The 22,814-nt window shown below is 59.4% G+C and carries 17 protein-coding genes and 1 pseudogene; 11 read left to right on the top strand and 7 right to left on the bottom strand.

Annotation, left to right across the window (positions count from 1 at the left end):
- Positions 1-58 precede the first annotated feature (58 nt).
- On the bottom strand, positions 59-883 hold the full coding sequence (locus EO087_RS03725; protein ID WP_128897701.1) for an iron-containing redox enzyme family protein: 825 nt from the start codon (positions 881-883) through the stop codon (positions 59-61).
- Between the two features lie 372 nt (positions 884-1,255).
- On the opposite strand from EO087_RS03725, the gene EO087_RS16630 reads away from it, so the two are divergent.
- The 3 genes and pseudogenes from EO087_RS16630 to EO087_RS16620 form a co-directional block, all read left to right on the top strand.
- Entirely contained in the window at positions 1,256-1,399 is a 144-nt protein-coding gene (locus tag EO087_RS16630; RefSeq protein WP_240669121.1) for a hypothetical protein, read from the top strand.
- A gap of 128 nt (positions 1,400-1,527) precedes the next feature.
- The gene (locus tag EO087_RS16625) at positions 1,528-1,860 is read left to right on the top strand and encodes an alkaline phosphatase family protein (protein WP_240669120.1); all 333 of its coding nucleotides are present in this window, start codon (positions 1,528-1,530) and stop codon (positions 1,858-1,860) included.
- Positions 1,793-2,215, top strand: a pseudogene (locus tag EO087_RS16620) (alkaline phosphatase family protein); the annotation flags it as partial. The gene EO087_RS16625 and the pseudogene EO087_RS16620, both read left to right, overlap by 68 nt.
- Positions 2,216-2,682: 467 nt before the next feature.
- Here EO087_RS16620 and EO087_RS03710 read toward each other — a convergent pair.
- The gene (locus EO087_RS03710) at positions 2,683-3,051 is read right to left on the bottom strand and encodes an HU family DNA-binding protein (protein ID WP_128897699.1); all 369 of its coding nucleotides are present in this window, start codon (positions 3,049-3,051) and stop codon (positions 2,683-2,685) included.
- Between the two features lie 289 nt (positions 3,052-3,340).
- Between EO087_RS03710 and istA the strand changes: the two genes are divergently transcribed.
- From istA to EO087_RS03690, 4 genes are all read left to right on the top strand, one after another.
- Entirely contained in the window at positions 3,341-4,864 is a 1,524-nt protein-coding gene (gene istA / locus EO087_RS03705; protein ID WP_128897578.1) for an IS21 family transposase, read from the top strand.
- A gap of 11 nt (positions 4,865-4,875) precedes the next feature.
- On the top strand, positions 4,876-5,637 hold the full coding sequence (istB, locus tag EO087_RS03700; RefSeq protein WP_128897577.1) for an IS21-like element helper ATPase IstB: 762 nt from the start codon (positions 4,876-4,878) through the stop codon (positions 5,635-5,637).
- A gap of 126 nt (positions 5,638-5,763) precedes the next feature.
- Entirely contained in the window at positions 5,764-6,069 is a 306-nt protein-coding gene (locus EO087_RS03695; protein ID WP_240669119.1) for a type II toxin-antitoxin system HigB family toxin, read from the top strand.
- Entirely contained in the window at positions 6,066-6,434 is a 369-nt protein-coding gene (locus tag EO087_RS03690) for a transcriptional regulator (protein ID WP_128897697.1), read from the top strand. The genes EO087_RS03695 and EO087_RS03690 overlap by 4 nt, the downstream gene beginning before the upstream one ends.
- A 96-nt stretch (positions 6,435-6,530) precedes the next feature.
- Here the strand turns inward: EO087_RS03690 and murJ are convergent, their stop codons facing one another.
- Positions 6,531-8,114 (bottom strand): murein biosynthesis integral membrane protein MurJ, encoded by a 1,584-nt coding sequence (murJ, locus tag EO087_RS03685; protein ID WP_164931757.1) that lies wholly within the window; start codon positions 8,112-8,114, stop codon positions 6,531-6,533.
- Between the two features lie 63 nt (positions 8,115-8,177).
- Entirely contained in the window at positions 8,178-8,501 is a 324-nt protein-coding gene (locus EO087_RS03680; RefSeq protein WP_128897696.1) for a YbjQ family protein, read from the bottom strand.
- Positions 8,502-8,825: 324 nt separating this feature from the next.
- Here EO087_RS03680 and EO087_RS03675 point away from each other — a divergent pair, with 324 nt between their 5' ends.
- Positions 8,826-11,537, top strand: coding sequence for a pitrilysin family protein (locus EO087_RS03675; RefSeq protein ID WP_128897695.1), 2,712 nt, complete (start codon positions 8,826-8,828; stop codon positions 11,535-11,537).
- Positions 11,538-11,887: 350 nt separating this feature from the next.
- On the opposite strand, the gene EO087_RS03670 is transcribed toward EO087_RS03675, so the two are convergent.
- Positions 11,888-13,114, bottom strand: a complete 1,227-nt coding sequence (locus EO087_RS03670; protein ID WP_128897694.1) for an MFS transporter — start codon at positions 13,112-13,114, stop codon at positions 11,888-11,890.
- A 255-nt stretch (positions 13,115-13,369) separates the two neighbouring features.
- On the opposite strand from EO087_RS03670, the gene ppk1 reads away from it, so the two are divergent.
- Complete coding sequence (gene ppk1 / locus EO087_RS03665) at positions 13,370-15,511, top strand: polyphosphate kinase 1 (RefSeq protein ID WP_205744468.1); 2,142 nt, start codon at positions 13,370-13,372, stop codon at positions 15,509-15,511.
- A gap of 357 nt (positions 15,512-15,868) precedes the next feature.
- Positions 15,869-17,566, top strand: coding sequence for a GGDEF domain-containing protein (locus EO087_RS03660; protein WP_240669118.1), 1,698 nt, complete (start codon positions 15,869-15,871; stop codon positions 17,564-17,566).
- Between the two features lie 31 nt (positions 17,567-17,597).
- On the opposite strand, the gene EO087_RS03655 is transcribed toward EO087_RS03660, so the two are convergent.
- Both EO087_RS03655 and EO087_RS03650 read right to left on the bottom strand, forming a co-directional pair.
- Positions 17,598-19,868: a thiamine pyrophosphate-dependent enzyme gene (locus EO087_RS03655; protein ID WP_128897692.1), complete on the bottom strand. Its 2,271-nt coding sequence runs from the start codon at positions 19,866-19,868 to the stop codon at positions 17,598-17,600.
- Between the two features lie 213 nt (positions 19,869-20,081).
- Entirely contained in the window at positions 20,082-21,251 is a 1,170-nt protein-coding gene (locus EO087_RS03650) for an acyl-CoA dehydrogenase family protein (protein WP_128897691.1), read from the bottom strand.
- A 218-nt stretch (positions 21,252-21,469) separates the two neighbouring features.
- Here EO087_RS03650 and EO087_RS03645 point away from each other — a divergent pair, with 218 nt between their 5' ends.
- The gene (locus EO087_RS03645; protein WP_128899790.1) at positions 21,470-22,786 is read left to right on the top strand and encodes an amino acid permease; all 1,317 of its coding nucleotides are present in this window, start codon (positions 21,470-21,472) and stop codon (positions 22,784-22,786) included.
- Positions 22,787-22,814 lie beyond the last annotated feature (28 nt).

Raw genomic sequence — 22,814 nt, 5'->3', positions numbered from 1 at the left:
TCACTCTGCACGAAGATGCTGTTGATGTGTATCACCCCACCACTACCCTTACTTAAACTTAAGCGGCAGCCTCTTTAGCCACGACCGGCCCGTTGAAAACGGGTTCATCCAGGGCGGGCTCATTAAGCAGCCAAGGGTCACGACGCACATCCAGACACCGATCCAAGGTAATCCTCATGCTTACGTAACTCCGTTTGACGCATTCTTGCAGGTACGCCACCTCATCTGCACGAGGGTCGTGGCCGACCAGGGTGCAGACGATCTCAAGGGCCTCCCAAGGGTGAGTATCATCATAAGCTGCGTGAAGCTGAAGCCAACGCAAGCTGTGCGTCCTGATGGCCTTGGGGAAACTTTCGGAATAGGCCACGCTTTCATAGACCTTTTGTGACCACTCCCCTGTCGCCCCTTCCACCGCGTAGTTGGTGGCAATCATACCTGCCGCCAGCGGCGCGCTACGGCTCACCTCCTCGCACCAACTGGCCAGGGATTCCGTGCCATAGGGTGCGGTACCGTTCAGTACCTCGCTCTCGGGTACGCCAGCCCCTTCGGCCCAGTTGAGCCAGTACTCTGCGTGATTTTGCTCCACCCGGATATTGCGCACCAACCAGCGCCGGGCCATGTTTTCTCCCTTGCTACGACCATAGCGCGTTTTCAGCAGATTGAGTGCCATATAACCGGGAAAACGCTCAATCACGGGCCATACGCCCACCATGAAATCACGGGTGGCAACGGCATCCAGGCTCGCCTCGCACATGATCGACCACACCTCATGGTCAATCACGCTTTGCTTGGTGGCCTGGCAGGCGGTTACCAGATCTTGTGCCCAGGTCGGGTAGCTGGACAGTTCCACCAGGGGGCCGGTACGTTCGAAATGTGCGTGCATGTGTCTTCTCCACTTGAGTATTGCCATGAGGGTCATCTCAGCCGTAGACATGGCTGAGACCAGGGCCTTGCCAGCAAAAGCCTGCAAAGCCAGGCCATGGATGGCCTGCCGCAAATCAGTCGCTTTCAAAAGACTGATTCGGGGAACCAGGTTGGTACATGTGCCAACCCGGCAAGCCCGGGAAGTGCAGAACGGCACTTTCGGGCACCCCTGCGGGGGCGGTCCAGGCATCTCCATAGTGGGCCGTCCGATGAGGTGTTGCGATTTCTCTTTTTCCTAGCCCAGGCAGTTACTCACAGGCCGTTTTAAGGCACCAAATTCCGGATAACTGGTTTGGCGCCGCCTAGGCGGGCGGGGCTATGAGCTACGTGGATGGATTCGTTTTGCCGCTACCCAAACGACCTATTGCCCGCTTATCGACACCTGACGCACAAGCACGGCAAGGTCTGGATGGAACACGATGTGCTGGCTTACACCGAGCACCTAGCCGATGACATGACGCCCACAGCTCTTTGATCTGGCGATAATCCAGCTCGCGCGCCCATTTTGCGGGTAAGAAAGCTGTATTAGTCATATAACTGCGCAATCATTGGTGGGATTGCTTCCCGGAACTAGGCAAGTTCGCACATGATGACCGCAAGGCCGTGAACAACGAACTGTGGTGGGACCAGGCGACTCAGCTGTGGGTCACGGCCAATGCCAACAGCTTGCGCATAGCAACCATGTTCTGGCCGGGCTCCGATGCGCCCATCCAGAGCAAGCGGCCGGATTTCTGGAAAATCTACGACAGCAAGGTGACGCCCGACCAGCGTGTCGACCAGGTCCTTGCATGGCTGGATATGCCGGCCGACCAGCACCCCAGCTTTATCACCCTGTATTTCGAAGCCGTCGACAAAGCCGGCCACAAGTATGGTCCGGACGCCCCCGAGCTCAACCAGGTCCTGCGTGATGCCGATGCCACACCAGGTCCTGCGTGATGCCGATGCCACCATCGGGCGACTGGTAGATGGCCTTCGCCAGCGCAACCTGTATGACCACATCAACATCATCGTATTGGCCGATCACGGTATGGCCAGCGTGCCACCGGACCACAACATCCGGATCGATAAACTGATCAACATGAAGGATGTGGCGGAAATAACGCTTGGACCCATCGCCGGGTTCAATCCCAAGCGCAAGCACGATTTCAACGCCATCGAAAAGCAGTTGGAGCAACCACAACAGCACATGTATTGCTGGGACAAAACACGCATTCCCAAGCGCTTCAACTACGGCGCCAATGCGCGTGTGCCGCAGTTGGTGTGTGTTGCCGATGTGAGCTGGCGCATCACGACCACCGATTATCTGGCCAAGCACAAGGACGATTCGAAACTGGGCGAGCATGGGTATGACAACGCTGATCTACGCATGCAAGTCTTATTCATTGCCCATGGTCCGGCATTCCAGGGTGGCATCCGCTTCCACAGCTTCCTTAATGTGGATGTGTATCCGCTAATGACCCATCGCTGGGCAATTCAACGATGGCCGTCTCGAGGATGTGTAGGGGATGCTGAAGCCGGCACCGACTGCGACAGCCAGTGTGCAGTAAGGTATGGCCTTTCCCATCCGGGATACGTTGGAATAAGCCATGCGCCATCACGATGCCCTGCGCGCCTTATCAATCATCTTGAGTGCAGAAGACTTGGGCGCTGCGACATCGTTCCATCGACATGGGATGCGCTGAAGCGGGATGCGTCGCCTTGCAGTGACGCATCCCGTCGTTTCCAGGCCGATACGCGTGCACCAGCCCAGAACAAGGGTCAGAGTGCAGCGTCCTTGAGCTTCTTCAGCGGACGGATCTTTACCTTCACGGTGGCCGGCTTGGCGGCGAACCACTGCTCTTCCTTTGTAAAGGGATTAACGCCCTTGCGCTTGGGCTTGGCCGGAACGTTGACAGCGGTGATCTTCAGCAGGCCCGGCAGGGTGAACACACCGGCCCCCTTCTTGTGAATCGATGCATGCGCAACGCCTTCAAGCGCGGCGAGCACCGCGCGCACATCCTTGGAAGCAACTTCGGTGGCTTCAGCCAGGTGCGAAACCAAAGCCGACTTGCTCAGTGCTTCCTTGATCGGCTTCGGAGCTGCGGCGGCTTTGGATGCCATTTTGCCTTTTGCTGCCTTCTTTGCCATGGACTACCCCATCGTTATTTGGTTTATTGAAATGCCTCTCGGCGAGCTGAAATGTAGGCGAAAATAGCGGCGTCGCCAACTAGCAAACGCAAAAAAACCTATAAAAATGTATTCAGCGGCGGTTGACGTGCGTATTCCGACGCAAATCGGCCACTGATTCCGAGCTAAATCGGCCACCCGTTCCGACGTAAATCGGCCCCCATTCCGAGCCAAATCGGCCACCCTGCCAACGTCATGCGTGGACCCCTGATCGGGCACGCTCGCCCGCTTTTCCCCAGCGAGCAGAGCGATGCCCAAAGCGAGGTTGTCCATGCGCAAGATTCGAGAAGTTCTCCGGCTCACCGCGGCCGGCCTATCCGCCCGCCAGGTGGCAGCCAGCGTCAAGCTGGCGCGCAGCACCGTGGCCGATTACCTGCGCCGCGCGCAAGCCGCTGGCGTCCATTGGCCGCTCCCCGAGGAGGTGGACGAAGACACGCTGTGGGATCGGCTCTATCCGCCGACCGTGTCGGCTGAGCAGGCTCACCAACCACTCCCCGACTGGCCTCGTATCCACTACGAACTGACGCGCAAAGGCGTCACGCTGATGCTGTTGTGGGAGGAGTACAAAGCCCATCACCCCGACGGTTATCAGTACAGCCGTTTTGCCGATTTGTACCGGCAATGGGCCAGCAAGCAGGACGTGGTGCTTCGCCACGTCCATGTGCCGGGCGACAAGCTGTTTGTCGACTACGCGGGACACACGCTGGACATCATCGACCGTCGCACCGGCGAGCTGCGTCCGGCACAAATCTTTGTGGCCGTGCTCGGGCATTCAAGCTACACCTATGCCGAGGCCACCTGGACCCAGAGCGTGCCTGACTGGCTGGCCTCGCACGTGCGGGCACTGGAATTCATCGGTGGTGTGCCGCGCGCGATCGTGCCCGATAACCTCAAGGCCGGCGTGACCAAAGCACATCGCTACGATCCGGATATCAATCCGTCGTATCAGGATCTGGCCGAGCACTACGCCACCACGGTGCTGCCGGCACGGGTGAGAAAGCCGCGCGACAAGGCCAAGGCCGAAGTGGGCGTGCAGGTGGTGGAACGGCGGATTCTGGCGCCGCTGCGCGAACAATCCTTGTTCTCGCTCAACGAGGCCAACGCAGCCATCCGCCCATTGTTGGATGAACTGAATCGGCAACCCTTTCAGAAGCGCGAGGGAAGCCGTCTGAGCGTATTCGAGGCGATCGAACGAGCAGCGCTGCAACGGCTGCCTGCCACGCGCTACGAATACGCCGAATGGAAGAAGGCCAAGGTGCACCTGGACTACCACGTCGAGGTGGATCGGCATTACTACTCGGTGCCGCATACCCTGACGGGCCGCGTGGTGGACGTGCGTTTGTGTGCCTCCACCGTGGAAATCTTTCTGCGCGGCACGCGCGTCGCCGCGCATACGCGCTCCACGATGCGCGGCGGTTTTACGACCTGCCCGGCGCATCGCCCGAAGAGCCATCGCGCGGTCACGGAGCTGACGATCGAGCAGTTGTTTGCACGTGCCGAAACCATCGGGCCGAACGTCGTCGGCGTGCTGAACATGCAAGTCAACATGCGCAAGCATCCCGAATATGCGTTGCGCGCATGCCTGGGCATTTTGCGCTTGGCCAACGACTTCTCGCCGCTGCAACTGGAGGCAGCCTGCAAGCAGGCGCTGGCGCACAACAGCACCAGTTACCGCGCCATTCGTGCGCTGATCAAGCACACCCTTCCGCAAACCGAATTGACACTTTCCCTGCCCGAGCACGACAACGTGCGCGGCGCGTCCTACTACCACTGACGGAGACCACGATGGTGCTACATCCCTTGATCGAACAACTGCAATCCTTGCGTTTGCGCGGCATGGCCGCCGCCCTGACGCAGCAACTGGCATCTACCCAAGCCGACCATTTGCCCTTCGAGGACCGCCTGGCCCTGTTGGTTCAGCACGAGATGGCCGACCGCGATACGCAGCGCCTGCATCAGCGTTTACGCTGGGCCAAACTCGGACAGAGCGCCACCCTGGAAGACCTCGATACACGCATCGCACGGGGGCTGGACAAGTGCTTGATCGCCAAACTCGCCACGCTGACGTGGATCAAAGAGCACCTGAACGTGCTGATCACCGGACCGACCGGTGTCGGCAAGAGTTATCTCGGGTGTGCGCTCGCTCAAGCGGCCTGTCGGGCAGATTACTCGGTGCGCTACTTCCGCCTGCCACGATTGATCGATGAACTGACCAAGGCACACGCCGAATCACGTCGTAGCGCTTACTTCCGCTCGCTCGCCAAGGTCGACGTGATCGTGCTCGATGACTTTGCCCTGGCACCGCTGACCGACCTCAATCGGCGCGACCTGCTGGAAATCCTCGACGATCGCTACGACAAGAAATCCACCCTCATCACCAGTCAGTTGCCGGTCGAGCAGTGGCATGCGTACCTGGGCGACCCCACCCTCGCCGACGCCATCCTCGATCGCCTCGTCCATAACAGCTACCGACTCGCCCTCACCGGCGAGTCCATGCGCAAGCGCGCTCCGGCCACGGTGGCCTCGACCCGCTCCGTCACCCCATAATCCACCCACCCCGCGCACGGCCTTTGCCGGGGTGGCCGATTAACCTCGGAAGACCCGGCCGATTTGGCTCGGATCAGGTGGCCGATTTGCGCTGGAATGAGTGGCCGATTTCGTCGGAATACGCAGTTGACGGAAAGCTACTGTGACCAAGTGCATCCGAAAAGTGTCGAAATATACCAATCAGCCGCACACGCCATCAAGGCATGGTATGACGAAGCCAAGGCAGCCTCCTGGAGCAACCCTCAGGACATCAAGGACCAATATGCGAGCGTCAGCTTCGTCGGCAAGAATCGCGTGGTCTTCAACATCAAGGGCAATAGCTATCGCTTAATTGTCGCAGTCGCCTACCGTTTCCAGGCGCTCTACATCAAATTCATCGGCACCTATGCCGAATACGACAAGGTCGATGCGGCGACCGTGGAGGATTTATGACTAAGCCAGCCATCCACACCATTCGCACCCAAAAGGACTACCAGGATGCACTTCGCGAGGTTTCTGGCTATTTTGACAACGAGCCGGAGCCGGGTTCGGCTGAGGGCGATCGCTTCGAGATCCTGACCCTAGTAATCGAGAGCTACGAGGCAAGGCGTTTCCCAATCGAGGTAGTCGATCCAATCGAAGCCATCAAGTTCCGCATGGAGCAGCAAGGGCTCACCGCTAAAGATCTCGTGCCCTTCATTGGCAAGCAGAACCGCGTCTACGAAGTCCTGAATCGAAAACGCGGCCTCACCATGGAGATGGTGCGCAACCTCCACAAGAACCTCGACATTCCGCTCGAAAGCTTGATCGGAGCGTAGCCAAGTTCGCCATGACCAACAGTATGTCATGCACATGCTATCGCGCTGACACGCATCAATGGGTGATGTTGCCACAGTGGATAGCGTGCACGGAAACTATCCGCCGATACCGATGCGCCGCATCATCTTCCCTAACACTTCGACGCATACCTTGATGCGCATCAGATAGGTCACCCCGAAATAAACCATGCCGTACGTCGAGAGCACGAATATCGCCGTCACGATCGGACCATACAGGGGCAGGTAATGCTCCACCATGCACGCCACCAACACGGCCAAACCCGCTGCGGACCACAGCTTCACCATCATCGCCACCGACACACCGGTGGCGCCAATGCGCTTGTTCAACTTGCGTCGCAGTAAATGGAACTCGATCCAGCCGGCCACGCCGGCTGATGCGGTAAGTCCTACCGCACCCCATTGCAGAGGGATGTCCAGCGCCCTTGGCAATAACAAGGCACTCGCCAGACCCAGTGCAACGGTAAAAACCAGGCGCACGATGGCAAAACGCAATGGTGTACGCGTATCACGCATCGCGTAATAGGTGGAGGCATAAAGCCGGCCAAAGGTCGAGGCCAGCAGGCCCACGCCAGAACCTGCTAGGATAGCCCAGACGTAATACGAATCCTTGCGGGTAAACGCACCGGATTGATACAGCGCCGCCACCACCACATTGCCCAGCGCGAAAAACGCCATCGACGAAGGCACAATAAAAAAGGCGATGCGTTCCAGGCCATGGTTCAACCGTGCCGACAGCTTGGTGGCCACGTCGGCACTCCATTCATCGCCCGCCATGCGCGATAACGTCGGCAGTTCCGAAGCGGAAATCGCCATGCCGAACAAACTGACCGGCAACAAATTGATCGACGATGCCGTGGTCATGCCTGCAATAGCGCCGCTGCCCAGCAAGGTGGCGATAGCCTGATCGATAAAGGCGCTGATCTGCACCACGCCACGCCCGATCGCCACGCCCAGGAAACTACCCCCCACTTGCCGTACATGCAGACTGTGCAAATCAAGCTTCAAGCGCATGCCCGGCACCAGCTTCAACACCGGCCCCAACTGCACCAAGAACTGCAACAAGCAACCTAGCACCGTACCCCACGCCAGATACACGATCAGGCGATCCGCATCCCGGTGACGGAAGAACAACATGGTCAGGATCATGGAAAGATTCCAGACCACCGGCGCAACGTAGGAAAGGAAGAACTTGTGATGGCTGTTGAGAATACCCAGGCACCACGCCGACCACACCAAGATGCCGGTGCCGGGGAAAAGGATCCGCACGATCAGGATGGTCAGCTCGCGCTTTTCACCCGTGTAGCCCGGCGCAATCGCCCATAGCAGATAAGGCGTCGCCAACACGCCCAGCGCCACGATCACGGCGATGATCAGTGCTAGGGCCGCGGCGATGGCACCGGCAAGGCGATCTGCCTCTTCCTGCTTGTGCTGGGCCAGCAGTCGGGCGTAGACAGGGATAAAGGAGGCCGAGAGCACACCCTCTCCGAACAGGTTCTGCAGAAAGTTGGGAACGCGCAGTGCGGCGCTGAAGATATCGGCCGCGTCGGAGAGGCCGAAATAATGGGAAAACACCCGCTGCCGCACCAGGCCGAACAGGCGGCTGCAAAGGATGCCCGCACCTACCAGCAGGGCGTGTCCACGGCCGGCCTCTTTGGTCATAGCTACCTGCTGCTGGAAAAACAGCAAGGGTAGCATTTGAAATGCATGCAGGGGTCCCCATGCTCACGTCGGAGGATCCAACACCACAGCGGTGCCATAGGCCACGATTTCGCTCATGGTCTGGCCGATTTCGGCCGAATCGAAGCGCATCATCAGCACCGCGTTGGCGCCCATCGCCTTGGCGTTGGACACCAGCCGGTCCAGTGCATGGCGCCGCGCTTCTTCCAACAACTGCGTGTATTGACGGATCTCTCCACCGACCAGCGAACGGATGCCCGCCAGCATGTTGCCGCCGATGCCACGACTGCGCACTACCACGCCAAACACCTGGCCTTTGACTTGCACCACCTGATGGCCCGGCACGTTTTCGGTTGTCACGACCAGCATAGATTCACGCCTCCCTAGTGTGGTGTCTCACAAGTAACACGAACAAATTCCGGCGTCTTTCGCCACGATCCTGCGTTGCTCGTCGTCGCCATAGCGCCCACTATGACTCCTCCTCGCGCCTTGTCTCGCGACGAAATCCACTCGGAATTTATTCACGTTACTTGCGAGACACCACACTGGGGAAATCCTGCGACATGTCGAGAAGATACTCTTCACGGTCTCTTCTCGATAGCGGGTATGCATCCACTTCTGGCACGTAGGCGCCTGCCGGGCACTGTGGCACCATCCGGCGGTCTACCGTTGTCCACACTAGGAAAACCAAACATGATGTCCAGACCCTTCAAGACATTGGCATGGAGCTTGATGCTGGGGATGGGGCTGGTGGCCACCAGCATCCCTGCCCTCGCCGATGCACCCGCCGTCTCGCAAGCCGTTGCCAGCGACGGCAAGGTGCTGCGTGCCACCCTGGACAATGGCCTGCGCGTCGTCATCGTGCGCGAAACACTTTCGCCGATGGTCACCACCCAGATCACCTATCTGGCCGGCGGCTATCACACGCCGGCGGGTTTCCCCGGCACGGCGCATGCGCTGGAACACATGATGTTCCGCGACAGCCAGGGCATGACCGGTGCGCAGCTCAATGAAATGACCGGCAAGATGGGGGCGGAAAACAATGCCTTCACCACGAATGACGCCACGCAGTATTACTTCGTGGCGCCGTCGAACTATCTCGACATCCTGCTGCACATCGAATCAACACGCATGGAAGGCGCGCTGCTCACCCATAAAGACTGGGAGCGCGAGCGCGGTGCGATCGAACAGGAAGTCTCGCGCGATATTTCCGATCCAGGTTATCTCGCTTTCCAAAAAGCCGAACGCATTCTGTACGCAAGCACCGGCTACGCGGAAGATGCACTCGGTACGCGTCCGTCGTTCGACAAAACCACGGCAGAACATCTGCAAACGTTCTACAAGGACTGGTATGCGCCGAACAACGCCTTGCTGGTGATCGTGGGCGATGTCGATCCGCCAAGCACGTTCGCCACGGTGCAGGAACTGTTCGGCAAAATTCCGCAACGCAAGCTGGCCAAAGCCGCCCCCCTGAAGCTGCAACCCGTCAAACCGGAAACGATTACCGCTACCACCCCGCAAGGCACGGGTTCGGTGCAGTTCATGTATCGCATGCCGGGCATGAAGGAAAAGGACAACGCTGCCGCGCAAGTTCTGCTGGACGTGCTCAACAACGCACGCAGTTCGCTCAACGCGCTCGCCGTGCAAGGCAAGGTACTGAGTGCCGATGCGCAGTTGCAGCCTTTCAGCTACGGTGGCGTCGGGGTCATCGAAGTCGGCTTCCCCAAGGGCGGCGACGCCAAGAAGGCGCAAGCCGATCTGCAGGGCGTGATCGACGACCTGCTGAAAAACGGCACACCTGCCGAACTGGTGGAAACCTCCAAGCGTTCCGAGATCGCACAAGCCGAATTCAACAAGAACAGTGCCGTAACGCTCGCCAGTGCCTGGTCGCAGGCCATCGCGTGGATGGGACTGAATTCACCCGAAGAAGCCGAACAGCAGATTCGCCATGTCACTGTCGATGATGTGAATCGCGTCGCGCGTGAATATCTGAAACCGGATCAGCGTGTCACCGTGGTCCTCACTTCCGACAACAACGGCAAGCGTCCGCCGGACAGCGTCGGCTTTGGCGGTTCGGAATCCTTCGCCGGCAACGACAAGCTCGATGCGCCACTGCCGGAATGGGCCGCTGAAAAGCTGAGCAAGCTGGACATGCCGCGCTGGACGCTGGCGCCGGTGGAAATGACGCTTGTCAACGGCATCCGTCTGATCGTGCAACCGGAAACCATCAGCAAGACAGTGACGGTGCTGGGTCATATCGACAACAACCCGAAGCTGCATGAGCCGGCTGGACAGGAAGGTGCGTCACGCCTACTGTCCACGCTGTTCGATTACGGTTCCACCACCCTGGACCGCAATGCGTATCACAAGGCACTGGACGATATCTCCGCCACGGAAAGTGGCGGCACCGATTTTGGCATCGCCGTGCTCAGCGACCAGTTCGACCGCGGCATGCAACTGCTTGCTGACAACGAACTGCACCCGGCCTTACCCCAGGAAGGCTTCGCCGTGCGGCAGGAAACGCTGTCGCGCAGCCTGGCCGGCGAAATGCAGTCGCCGCAGTACAAGATGATGAAGGCCATGATGGAAGGCCTGCTGCCCAAGGGCGATCCGGACCTGCGGCGCGCCACGCCGGAAACGGTCAACAAACTCACCTTGCAGAACATCAAGGATTACTATGCGAAAACATATCGCCCTGATCTCACCACCATCGTCGTGGTCGGCCATGTCACGCCGGGCCAGGCCAAGGCCACGGTGGAACGCTACTTCGGCGCATGGAAAGCCGAAGGTCCGAAACCGGATGTGATCGCCAAGCCGGTCGCCACCAATCCGGCCGGCTATACCGTGGTCGACAACCCGTATGCCTCGCAAGACCAGGTGCTGATGGGCCAGATGCTTGAACTCAACATGCACAACCCCGACCGTTACGCGCTGCAACTGGGCAATGACGTGCTCGGCGGCAACGGCTTTGCCTCGCGCCTAATGGCCGATATCCGCGTGAAACATGGCTACGCCTATGGTGCGGGCTCCGGCTTGCGCTTAGACCGCTCACGCTCGATCTTCTTTGTGCAGTATGGCAGTGACCCGGACAAGGTGGCGGCAGTCGATGGACTGGTGCGCCAGAACCTGCTGGATATGCAGAACACACCCGTGAAGGCCGAAGAGCTGAATAACGCACGCCAGTACGAAATCCGCTCGATTCCGATAAGCGTCGCCAGCATCAACAGCATCGGCCGTTCGCTGCTGAGTTGGGCATGGCATGGCGAGCCGCTGGATCAGCCGCTGGTGGCGGCGAAGCATTTCCTGTCCATGACGCCGGAGCAGGTGCAGGCGGCGTTCAAGAAATACCTGAGGCCGCACAGCCTTATGCAGGTGGTGCAAGGGCCACCACCTGCGAAGCACTGAGGAAGCAGAAACGGCCCGCTTATGCGGGCCGTTTCATACCCTCAGGACATACCGTAGGGGTAGGCCCCGTGCGTGCCCTGTCTCTTGATCACATTTTTAGTCGAAATCTCAACGCCAAACGCCTTCGCTCGTCATCCCGGCGCAGCCCGGGACCCAGTGACTTTAGTTCGCCAGTACTCTGCTTTAGTCTTCGCTCTAAGAAGAGCGAAGACACTGGGTCTCGGCCTGCGCCGGGATGACGAGCAAAAAAGCGCGCATTTCGCACGCACGAAAATGTGATCAAGAGGACAGCTGCGTGCCCGGGCGGCCACAGGGGGCCGCCTGCGAATAAGCGAACAGGGACAACAAAATCAGGAAGGATGGCGCTCCAAATTCGGCAGAAAAATTGCCAACATGCCAATCAACGGCAAATACGCACACAATGAATACACATAATCGATGCCATATGCATCTGCTACACGACCCAACACCGCTGCGCCAATACCGCCCATGCCGAAGGCAAAACCGAAGAACAAGCCGGAGACCATGCCTACACGCCCCGGTATCAACTCCTGCGCGTAAACCAGAATCGCCGAAAACGCCGACGACAGAATCAAACCGATCACCACCGTCAGCACGCCGGTCCAGAACAGATTGGCGTGCGGCAGCATCAGCGTGAACGGCGCCACGCCCAGAATCGACACCCAGATCACCCACTTGCGCCCGATGCGATCGCCGATGGGGCCACCCATCATCGTACCGGCCGCCGCCGCGAACAGAAATACGAACAAATGTATCTGCGCGCTCTGCACCGACACGTTGAAGGTGTGGATCAGATAGAAGGTGAAATAGCTGCTGATGCTGGCGAGGTAGAAATACTTGGAGAAGATCAGCATGCCTAGAATAAACAGGCATATGATCACCTTGTTGCGGCTCAGCGCTTCACCCGCGACGTGACGCACCGCTTTGCTGCGACTGACGTGATGCAAGCGATACCAACGCCCCACCTGCATCAACACCACCATCGCCAGCAAGGCAGCCAGCGAGAACCAGGCCACACTGCCGCGGCCATACGGCACGATGATCCACGCTGCCAGCAACGGCCCGAGCGACGTGCCTGTGTTGCCGCCCACCTGGAACAACGATTGTGCCAGGCCGTGCTGTCCACCCGAAGCCAGGCGCGCGACGCGTGAGGACTCGGGGTGAAACACCGACGAACCCGTGCCTACCAGCGCTGCCGCCAGTAACAGCACTGTGAAATTCGGTGCAGTCGCCAACAACAACAAACCGCAAAGCGTGAAACCCATGCCTACCGGCAGGGAATAAGGCATGGGCTTGCGATCAGCCACCATACCGACCAGCGGCTGCAGTAACGAAGCCGTAACCTGGTAAGTCAGTGTGATCAGACCGATCTGCGCGAAGCTCAGGTTGAAGCCACCTTTCAGAATCGGATAGATCGCCACGATCAGCGATTGGATCATGTCGTTGAGCAGGTGTGAAAAACTGATCGCGCCCAGAATGGCGAAATCGGTGCGATGCGCAACAGCACTGGCCTGCGTGCCCGACGTTAGAGAGGCCGATTCGGCGGAGTTCTGCATACATTCCAAGGGGGGAGACGGCGAGATTGCCTCGCCAAGTGCTTCATCTTAACGTAGCCGTGTTCGGCCTGCATACGTTACCTTCTTTCGTAAGATGCTGCATGATGTCCAGGCATCCCGTTGCTGATGCCATATCCACGTCAATGCCTCCAGCAAGATGCCTACGCAGTGACCCAGCCATACGGGCGCGACGTCGCTGCCCACAGCCTCTACCAGGATGGTGCACCGATGAGCAAACGCAACGACCAAGACGCCATGCCTGCCGACAGCACAATCGCACCTGAGGTCCCCATCCTCCCTGCCACGCCCACAGTCGATCTGAACGATAAGGCGTATTACATCCATCGCGAACTGTCGCAGTTGCAGTTCAACAACCGCGTGCTGGAACAGGCGCTGGATGAACGCACTCCTCTGCTGGAACGGCTGAAGTTCCTGCTGATCTTTTCCAGCAATATGGACGAATTCTTCGAAATCCGCGTGGCTGGCCTGAAAGGACAGCTTGTCTACGGGCACGAGATCATTGGTCCCGATGGCATCACGCCGAAACAGGCGCTGGTCGAAATCAGCGAGATCGCGCACCGCCAGATCGCGCGGCAGTACACGATACTCAACGAACGCCTGCTGCCCGAACTGGATCAGCACGGCATCCGCATTGTGCGCCGCGAAAGCTGGAGCGTTGCGCAAAAACGCTGGGTGCAGCGCTACTTTCGCCAGGAAGTGGCCCCGATGATGACGCCGATCGGGCTTGACCCCACTCACCCCTTCCCGCTGCTGGTCAACAAGAGCCTCAACTTCATCGTGGAGTTGGAAGGCGTGGATGCCTTTGGCCGCGATTCGGGCCTGGCGATCCTGCCGGCGCCGCGCGTCTTGCCGCGCATCATTCGCCTGCCGGCCGATGTCTGCGAAGGTGGCGAGAACCATGTGTTGCTGTCGTCGATCATCCACGCGCACGCTGAAGAACTGTTCCCCGGCATGGAGGTGCGTGGCTGTTACCAGTTCCGCCTGACCCGCAATGCCGACCTTACGCTTGATCCGGAAGAAATGGACGACCTCGCCCGCGCACTGCGCGGCGAATTGTCCTCGCGCCGTTTCGGCGACGCGGTGCGTCTGGAGGTTGCCGACAATTGTCCCAAGCCGCTGACCAATTACCTGCTCAAGCAATTCAGCCTGACCGAAGCCGAATTGTATGAAGTGAACGGCCCGGTGAATCTCACGCGCCTGTTCGGCATCATCAGCCGCAGCGAGAGCCCGCAGTTGCAGTACCCGCCGTTCGCACCGGCGATCCCCAAAGCCGTGAAAAAGGCCGAGGATTTGTTCCAGGTGATCAGCAGGCAAGACGTGTTGCTGTTGCACCCTTACGAGTCCTTTGCTCCGGTAGTGGATCTGGTGCGCCAGGCGGCGAAAGATCCGCAAGTACTTACCATCGAACAAACGCTGTATCGCACTGGCGCTAATTCCGAGATCGTCGATGCGCTGGTGGAAGCGGCGCGCGCCGGCAAGGAAGTGATCACGGTCGTCGAGTTGCGCGCCCGCTTCGACGAAGAATCCAATCTGGGTCTGGCCACTCGCCTGCAACAGGCTGGTGCGGTGGTGATCTACGGCGTGGTCGATGTGAAAACCCATGCCAAGCTGATGCTGATCCAGCGCCGCGAAGGCGACAAGCTCGCACGCTACGCACATCTGGGCACGGGCAACTATCACAGCGGCAATGCGCGCCTTTACACCGATTACAGTCTGCTGACCTCCGATTCCGCGCTATGCGAGGACGTGCACAAGCTCTTCAGTCAGCTCACCGGCATGGGCAAGCTGCTGAAGATGAAGAAGCTGTTGCATGCGCCGTTTACCCTTAAGAAATCGCTGCTTGAAATGATCGCCCACGAGCAGGCTCATGCCGAAGCGGGCAAACCAGCGCAGATCATCATCAAGGTCAACGCGTTGACCGATGCGAAGATGATCCGCGCCTTGTACAAGGCGAGCAGTGCCGGTGTGAAAATCGACCTGCTCGTGCGCGGCACCTGCTGCTTGCGTCCCGGTATTCCAAGCATTTCGCAGAATGTAAGCGTACGCTCGATCGTCGGCCGCTTCCTTGAGCACAGCCGCGTGTACTGGTTCGCCAACGACGGCGACGAACGTATGTATCTGGCCAGCGCGGATTTCATGGAGCGCAATCTGGACCGCCGCATCGAAACCTCGTTCCCAATTGAAGACCGCAAACTGCGCCAGCGCATCCGCAAGGAGCTGGACCTGTACCTGACCGACAACACCACGGCCTGGCAGTTGCTGGAAGACGGCAACTATTCGCGGCTGCTGCCCGTCGACGGGCAGGCACCGCACGATGTGCAGCAGCAGTTGCTGGAGAAATATTGTGGGGTGAGTGGAACAACCACCATGCGCTGACTGGGACAACCAAAAGTGATGAACCTGACCTAGTCCGTCACACCCGGCCACCGTTCGGCAAAGAAGCTGCCGCAACGGCGCGCCACGCCCTGTGAATAACCGTTTTACAAAGTCACGACGCGCTGGCACGCCTCCTGCTTAGGTTTAGCATAGATTCGCTACCCAGACTCGATGAAGTCATTCAGACGTCCACGATGGCGATACCATCGGTGACAAGGCCGGGAGATTGCGGGGCGGTCGGGTCAACGCCCAGGCGCCTGTTCCGCAGGCGCCTGCGACCATTTGAGGGAAGGGGCTGAGGTGACTAGGCACGCACTATTAAAGAGGCTGGCCAAACGCAGGAGCCTAATCGCCGCTTTGCCACTGACGTGGTTGTTCTGGTTTTCACTGCTGCACGCCAGCACCTGCAGTCCGCTGCGCGGTGCCTGGCGCGAAGTGACACGTGGCGATTCACCTGCGCAAATACTCGATGCGTTCAGGCATGGCGCATTCAAGACCTTCGATCCATCGATGCTGCAACTCTTTCCCCGTGACGCGCTGGGTAGCTGGGTGGTGCTGCAACCCGCTCTCCCTGGTAACCATGAAGAATGCGTGTTGTCGATCTACCCCGCTCCCATGGGCTCGATCACCCTGTTCGACAACAAAGGCCTGCCCCGCGCGCTGGCACTGGATGATTTCACGACATCGCTGCACGGGCACGGCCGGCTGGCGTTTCGATTGGCGGTAGACCGTGGCCAGACGGCACCGATCCTGCTGAAGTTCGAACCAAGCAGCACGATCAACGCCCCCGAACGCTTCGAGCTGCAAAACATGGACGATTACCTGCAGGAAGACACCAACTGGCTCACCTTTGCCACCGCCTGCTTCGCAGCGATGGTCGCCATGGCATTGATGGCCTTGTGCTTTGCCCTGATGCTGCGGGACATGACCTTCGCCTGGTACACCGGCTACATGCTGTGCTATGTCATCGTGCAAAGCATTCAAACCGGCTTCCTGTTCCATCCGTTGGGACTGAGTTGGCTGACGGGGTCGGAACCGCTGATCGGTGCATCAGCCACCGCTTTGTCCGTGTCATTCGCAGCATTGTTCGTTGGCCGCTTCTGCGATCTGCCTCACTATGCGCCGGCGCTGCGCGTACCTGTCGTAGCGCTTGGGCTAGCCATGCCACTGATCGTACTGCTGCGTTGCAGCCTGATTCCCGAGCTAATGGATATAGCACAGGCACTGGTCAACCCGGCGCTGATTCTCGGCGCGCTCCTGCTGTTGTTCACAGCGCTGGTCGCCGGCGTACGCGGCTCGCGCCCGGCGTGTTTTTTCCTGCTGGGCTGGATACCGCTACTGGTACTGACGGCAATGACCAGTGCGCAAGTGACTGGTGCACTGCCGAGCCTGGACAGGCTCAACGATGCCAGCGTTGCCATGGGCGCGTTCGAGGCTATTGTATGGTCGCTGGGCCTGGCCGATCGCGCCCTTACCATGCGTCATGACCGCGACCATGTACGCGTGCTGGCCGACCGCGACCCGCTTACCAATCTGCTCAATCGTCGCGCCTGGACGGAAGCAGCGAACCGCATGCTTGCTGAAGCGATTGACAGTGGACGACTGGTCGCGCTGCTGTTCCTCGACCTGGATCATTTCAAAATGCTCAACGATCGCCTGGGCCACGCAGCCGGCGATCACGCACTGGTATCGGTGGCGGAGGTACTGAGCAACGAGCTGCGCCCCAGTGATTTGCTAGGTCGCTATGGCGGCGAGGAGTTCGTGGCCATGTTGCATGACGTGAACCAGGAACGTGCCATGCTGATTGCGACGCGTTTATGCCGGCGCGTACATCGCCTGGAGATTGCAGTAGATCAAAAGGATCTGCTGCTCAGCGTCAGTATCGGCTTGGCCATGCGCAGCTTGGGTGACACGTTAGAATCCTTGATCGAGCGTGCGGATCATGCGATGTATTACGTGAAGCTCAATGGGCGCAATCACGCGCATGCCTTTGAGCGGCGTGCGCAGATGAGTGTCGCGTATCATCAGCACTCCCTGCATGGGCAGAATCGCTGACGCGATCTGCCTGAAGGGCTGGTAGCGTTGTTTATTTCCTGCTGGCGAGTTTCTTCGCGGCCGTAACAACCTCTGCATCACCAGGCAATACGAGGAACGCCGCGCCGGCAAGCGGCGTGTAGGTATCGGCACCCACCACGCGCTCCAACGGCGTGCTGCCAAAACCCGCTTCCACGACAGCGGTAATAACGCCCTCACCCACGCCAGCGCTCTTGCGGCCCTCATCCAGCACCAGGATGCGCTTGGCGCTCTTTGCTTGCGCCGCGATAAAAGCGTCGTTGAGCGGCGCCAGCCAGCGCAAGTCGACCACGCGCACTTTCCAGCCTAGATCCTGCTCGATAGCCCTGACCGAACGCAGCGCCATGGGTACGCCGTTGCCGAACGTGAAGATCACCAGATCGCTGGCATCTTCGCGGTAGACACGGCCTTCGCCCAGCGGCATCGCCTCGCCTGGCGCAGGGTAGGCAAACTGCCATTGTCCGTCGCCATTCTCGTAGAGATCCTTGGCCATATACAAAGCGATCGGTTCCAGATACGCGCAGACACGACCGTCAACCTTAGCTAAGGCTGTCAGCGTGCGCAGCATGGTGGCCGCGTCGTCACCGCGACTGGGGCAACCCACGACCAGACCTGGAATGTCGCGTAGTGCGGCAATCGAGTTGTCATTGTGGAAGTGGCCACCAAAACCGCGCTGATAACCCAGCGACGCTACGCGCATCACCAAGGGGTTGCGGTACTGGTTGTTGGAGAAAAACTGCAACGAAGCAGCCTCGCCGCGAATCTGGTCGCACGCGTTGTGGAAATACGCCAGGTACTGGATCTCCGGCAACGGCAGCATGCCCATGTTGGCGTAGCCCTGGGCGAGGCCAAGGATGATGGTTTCATCCAGCAGCGTGTTGAACACGCGATTGCCCTTGAACGCCTTGAACAAGCCCTTGGTCACCGTATACACGCCGCCCTTTTGCGCGACGTCTTCGCCGAACAGCAGTGTTTCCGGATACTTAGCCATCACGTCGTGCAGCGCCTGGTTGATCTGGACGGCCAGATGGCGCGGCGGCTGTTTCTCAGGCAGCTTTTCCTCGCCGCCGAAGACGGCTACGCGTTTGCCCTGATAATCGGTACGTTCCGCTTCGGCTTTCACTTTCTCCGGCGTGTAAGGCGCAAGCGGCGCCATCACGTCATCGAGGCGCTCCAGCTTGGGGCTGCGATCGGCTTCTTCTGCCGCGGCAAAGCAGCGCTTGCGGATGGTTTCGTTGAGCGCCAGCAATTCATCCTTGCCGTACAGGCCTGACTGCAACGCAATGGCGGCGGAGCGGAGCAACGGATCAGAAGCTTCCACCGAGACCAATTCTTCGATGCTGCGCCACTCGATTTCGAAATCGGTGCCCGCGTGGCCCATGATGCGGGTAGTCTTCAGATGCAGAAAGGTGGGCCGGCGCGTGCTGCGGCAATGCTCCACGGCATGCTGCACCTGTGCGTAGCCTTCGGCCAGATCCAGGCCATCGGCAAAGAAATAATCCAGACCCGGACGATGCCGGAAGTTGTTTGCTACCCAGCCGCCCGGGGTCTTCACCGAGATGCCAATGCCGTTGTCTTCACACACAAACAGCACTGGCGCGGGCAACTTCTGGTAAGCAGTCCATGCGGCAGCGTTGAAGGCCGTTTGCGCCGTGGCGTGATTGCTGGAAGCATCGCCAAACGAGCAGATGGCGATGGAATCTTCCGGAATCGGCAGCTGATGGCCGATGCGGCGCCCTTGCTCGATCGCAACCGCCGTACCCAGTGCCTTCGGCAAGTGCGAAGCGATGGTCGACGTTTGCGGCAACACCCAAAGCGGTTTGCTACCCCATACCTTGTGACGGCCACCGGAAGCCGGGTCTTGCTTGCTGGCCGCGAAGGACAGCGCCGAGTCCATCACCGGATCCATGCCCGGCAGCTTGCGGAAACGCTCGGCCATGAAGCCGCCGGAACGGTAGTGCAGAAACGCCGGGTCGGTGTGCCGCGTCAGGCGCGCCACCATCGCGTTACCTTCGTGGCCGGAACTACCGATGGTGTAGAACACTTTGTTCTGTACACGCAGCACGCGCGCCATGAGATCGAGATGGCGCGAGATCAGTTGCGATTCCAGCAAATCACGAAAGCCCTGCACGTCGAGTGCGCTGCCCGGCAGAACAGGATCATACTCGCGCGGCTTGGCGCGTACTTCACCCTGCCAAAGCTGCACGAACTCGTTGAAGTTCTGGTCGACAATCTCGGCGCGGTTGAAGCCTTTATGACGGGCGGCGATGGGCGTGGCAGACATAGTGGCGAAGTTCTCGGTAAAATGATGCGTCGTTCAACAGTACGAAATAGGGAATTATCGATGGGCTTGCCTGACTGATGCCAGTGTGGCGATCTCATAATGCGCGAAACAACGCGGCACACTGTATGTACTTGGGGTGGACAAAACTCTCCAGCATGCGAATGTACTGGATCACTTCCGCCGCAGCCTACGCCGGGGCGACGGAAAGTCACGTCAGAACGCGTTGATACCTGTCAATTCGCGACCGACCACCAACTGATGCACAGTCTCGGTACCTTCATAGGTGATGACCGATTCCAGATTCAGCGCATGGCGGATCGCGGAGTGTTCGACCGTGATACCGGCGCCGCCGAGAATGTCGCGGCATTCGCGTGCGATGTCGATCGCCATGCGGCAATTGTTCCACTTGGCCAGCGACACCTGCGTGGGTTCCATCTTGCCGGCATCCTTCAGGCGGCCCAGCTGCAACGACAGCAACTGTGCGGTGGTGATACGACGGGCCATGTCGGCCATCTTCAACTGGATCGCCTGGTTGGAGGCTAGCGGGCGGCCGAACAGCACACGCTCTTGAGTGTAATCCAGCACTTCCTTCAGGCAGGCCTGGGCGGCGCCGATCGGGCCCCAAGTGATGCCATAACGTGCCTGGGTCAGGCAGCCCAGCGGGCCCTTCAAGCCCTTTACGTTCGGCAGGCGGTTGGCGTCCGGCACACGCACATTGTCGAAAAACAGTGCGGAAGTGACCGAAGCGCGCAGGCTCATCTTCTTGTGCACTTCCTGCGCGGTGAAGCCCTTGGCATCAGTAGGGACGATAAAACCCTGGATACCGTCTTCGGTCTGCACCCAGACAATCGCGATCTGCGCGATGTTGCCGTTGGTAATCCACATCTTGGCGCCGTTGATGACCCAGTCGTCGCCGTCTTTCTTGGCGTTGGTCTTCATGTTGGCCGGATCGGAACCGCCGTGCGGTTCCGTCAGGCCAAAGCAGCCGATCACTTCGCCTGCAGCCATTTTCGGCAGATAGTGCATTTTTTGCTCTTCGTTGCCGTAGGCGTAGATCGGATACATGCACAGCGAACTTTGCACCGAGGCGAAGCTGCGCAGGCCGGAATCGCCGCGCTCCAGTTCCTGGCAGATCAGGCCGTAGCTAACGCCGTTCATGCCAGCACAGCCGTATTTTTCGGGAATGGTGGCGCCCAGCAGGCCCAGGTTGGCGACATCCGGGATCAGTTCCTTTGGGAAACGGCCCTGATCGAAGCAATCGCCGATGATCGGCAGCACTTTTTCATCGACAAAGCGGCCAACGGTGTCCTGCACTATGCGCTCTTCATCGGTGAGAAGGGAGCGGACGTCATACAGATCAAGCGGATTCAAGCGGGCTGCCATAGAAATTCCGGAAACGATCGGGAGAACCCATAATTGTAGCTGCTGCCACCCCATTAAGTACGTTTATATCTATTTTAGTGCACCCGATGCGGGGGACGCCGATGGGGTTTCCCTGAACTTGTTCTTCGTCAAGCTGACCGCCCCAGAATCAAAAGCAGCTTGCCGGATCGCTGCCCGATTGCCATGCTGCGTTTTTCATCCTAAGGGACCAACCCATGATGTCATCGGTTACCGGCTATCAGCGCAGCCTTCGTCTGCGGGATGCGGCGTTGGTGGTGATCGGCGGCATCATCGGTGGCGGCATCTTCCTCAATCCCGGCATTGCCGCGCAACGCACGGAATCAGGGCTCGCCCTGTTGCTGATGTGGATCGGCGCCGGCGTGCTCACCCTGATCGGTGCGCTTTGCTACGCGGAGCTGGGCGCGCGCAGGCCGCACGCCGGTGGCAGCTACGTCTATCTGCGCGAAGCCTTCGGGCCACTGGCCGGCTTTCTGTTCGGCTGGACCATGTTGCTGGTGATCTATTCCGGTTCCAGCGCCGCGGTGGCCACCATCTTTGCCAGCTACGCCGCTTCCGTGTTCGGGCTTCCGATGAGCACGGCAACACCGCTGGCGGCTGGTGCGCTGGTACTTGTCGCCGGCATCAATCTGTTCGGGTTGAAATTTGGCGTGCAGATGCAGAACCTGTTCACGCTGCTGAAATTGCTGGCAGTTGTCGTGCTGGTGGTGTGTGGGCTATTCCTTGCCGGCGCCGGTAAAACTTCGGTGCTCACCGTGGATGCTTCACGCAGTGGTGTTGGTTTCATGAGCGCATCGTTGCCGGTGCTGTTTGCGTATTCGGGCTTCACCTATCTCAACAACCTGGCCGGCGAAGTGCGCGAACCGCAGCGTACCCTGCCGCGCGCGCTGCTGCTGGGTATGCTCGGCGTAATCACGGCTTACGCGCTGGTCAACGTGGCCTATCTGGCGGTGCTCGGCCACGCTGGCCTGGCGCTCAGCAGTACGCCGGCTGCCGATGTGATGGACAAGGTGTTGGGTCCGACCGGCGCCAAGCTGATCGCCGTGGGCATCGCCATTTCCACCTTTGGCTTCTGCAACATCACACTGGTAGCTGGCGCGCGCGTGCTGCAGGTGATGGGCGAGGATGGTTTGTTCTTCGCCAGTGTGGGGCGACTGCACGCACGTCATCACACCCCCAATCTTGCCCTGTTGTTGCTGACCGGCTGGTCAATCGTGTTGGTACTGTCGGGCAGCTACGGGCAATTGCTGGACTACGCCACCTTCGGTGATTGGTTGGCTTGCGCGGTGGGTGTGAGCACGCTGTTCTGGTATCGCCACAAGCAGCAAAGCGAGGTGTCGTTCAAGGTGCCGGGCTACCCGCTGCTGCCGCTGATCTTTATCGTCACCATCGGCCTGGTCGTGGTGCAGAGCCTGCGCACTAGCCTGGTCAACACGGGTATCGGGCTGGCCATCATGATCGCCGGCATCCCGGTTTATTGGATCTGGCGCCGTTTGTTCAGGCCCGTAACGCCCTAACTTCTTGCGGCAATGCCACAATGTGGCG

Origin of the sequence: Dyella sp. M7H15-1 (assembly GCF_004114615.1) — a bacterium.
In the GTDB taxonomy this organism is placed as follows: domain Bacteria; phylum Pseudomonadota; class Gammaproteobacteria; order Xanthomonadales; family Rhodanobacteraceae; genus Dyella_B.
Note: the sequence above shows the minus strand (reverse complement) of the source record. Positions and strands in the feature narration are given on the sequence as shown.

Coding starts and splice junctions, on each gene's coding strand:
- EO087_RS03725 (WP_128897701.1), bottom strand. CDS start 883: ATGCACGCACATTTCGAACGTACCGGCCCCCTGGTGGAACTGTCCAGC.
- EO087_RS16630 (WP_240669121.1), top strand. CDS start 1,256: ATGGATTCGTTTTGCCGCTACCCAAACGACCTATTGCCCGCTTATCGA.
- EO087_RS03710 (WP_128897699.1), bottom strand. CDS start 3,051: ATGGCAAAGAAGGCAGCAAAAGGCAAAATGGCATCCAAAGCCGCCGCA.
- istA (WP_128897578.1), top strand. CDS start 3,341: ATGCCCAAAGCGAGGTTGTCCATGCGCAAGATTCGAGAAGTTCTCCGG.
- istB (WP_128897577.1), top strand. CDS start 4,876: ATGGTGCTACATCCCTTGATCGAACAACTGCAATCCTTGCGTTTGCGC.
- EO087_RS03690 (WP_128897697.1), top strand. CDS start 6,066: ATGACTAAGCCAGCCATCCACACCATTCGCACCCAAAAGGACTACCAG.
- murJ (WP_164931757.1), bottom strand. CDS start 8,114: ATGACCAAAGAGGCCGGCCGTGGACACGCCCTGCTGGTAGGTGCGGGC.
- EO087_RS03680 (WP_128897696.1), bottom strand. CDS start 8,501: ATGCTGGTCGTGACAACCGAAAACGTGCCGGGCCATCAGGTGGTGCAA.
- EO087_RS03675 (WP_128897695.1), top strand. CDS start 8,826: ATGATGTCCAGACCCTTCAAGACATTGGCATGGAGCTTGATGCTGGGG.
- EO087_RS03670 (WP_128897694.1), bottom strand. CDS start 13,114: ATGCAGAACTCCGCCGAATCGGCCTCTCTAACGTCGGGCACGCAGGCC.
- ppk1 (WP_205744468.1), top strand. CDS start 13,370: ATGCCTGCCGACAGCACAATCGCACCTGAGGTCCCCATCCTCCCTGCC.
- EO087_RS03655 (WP_128897692.1), bottom strand. CDS start 19,868: ATGTCTGCCACGCCCATCGCCGCCCGTCATAAAGGCTTCAACCGCGCC.
- EO087_RS03650 (WP_128897691.1), bottom strand. CDS start 21,251: ATGGCAGCCCGCTTGAATCCGCTTGATCTGTATGACGTCCGCTCCCTT.
- EO087_RS03645 (WP_128899790.1), top strand. CDS start 21,470: ATGTCATCGGTTACCGGCTATCAGCGCAGCCTTCGTCTGCGGGATGCG.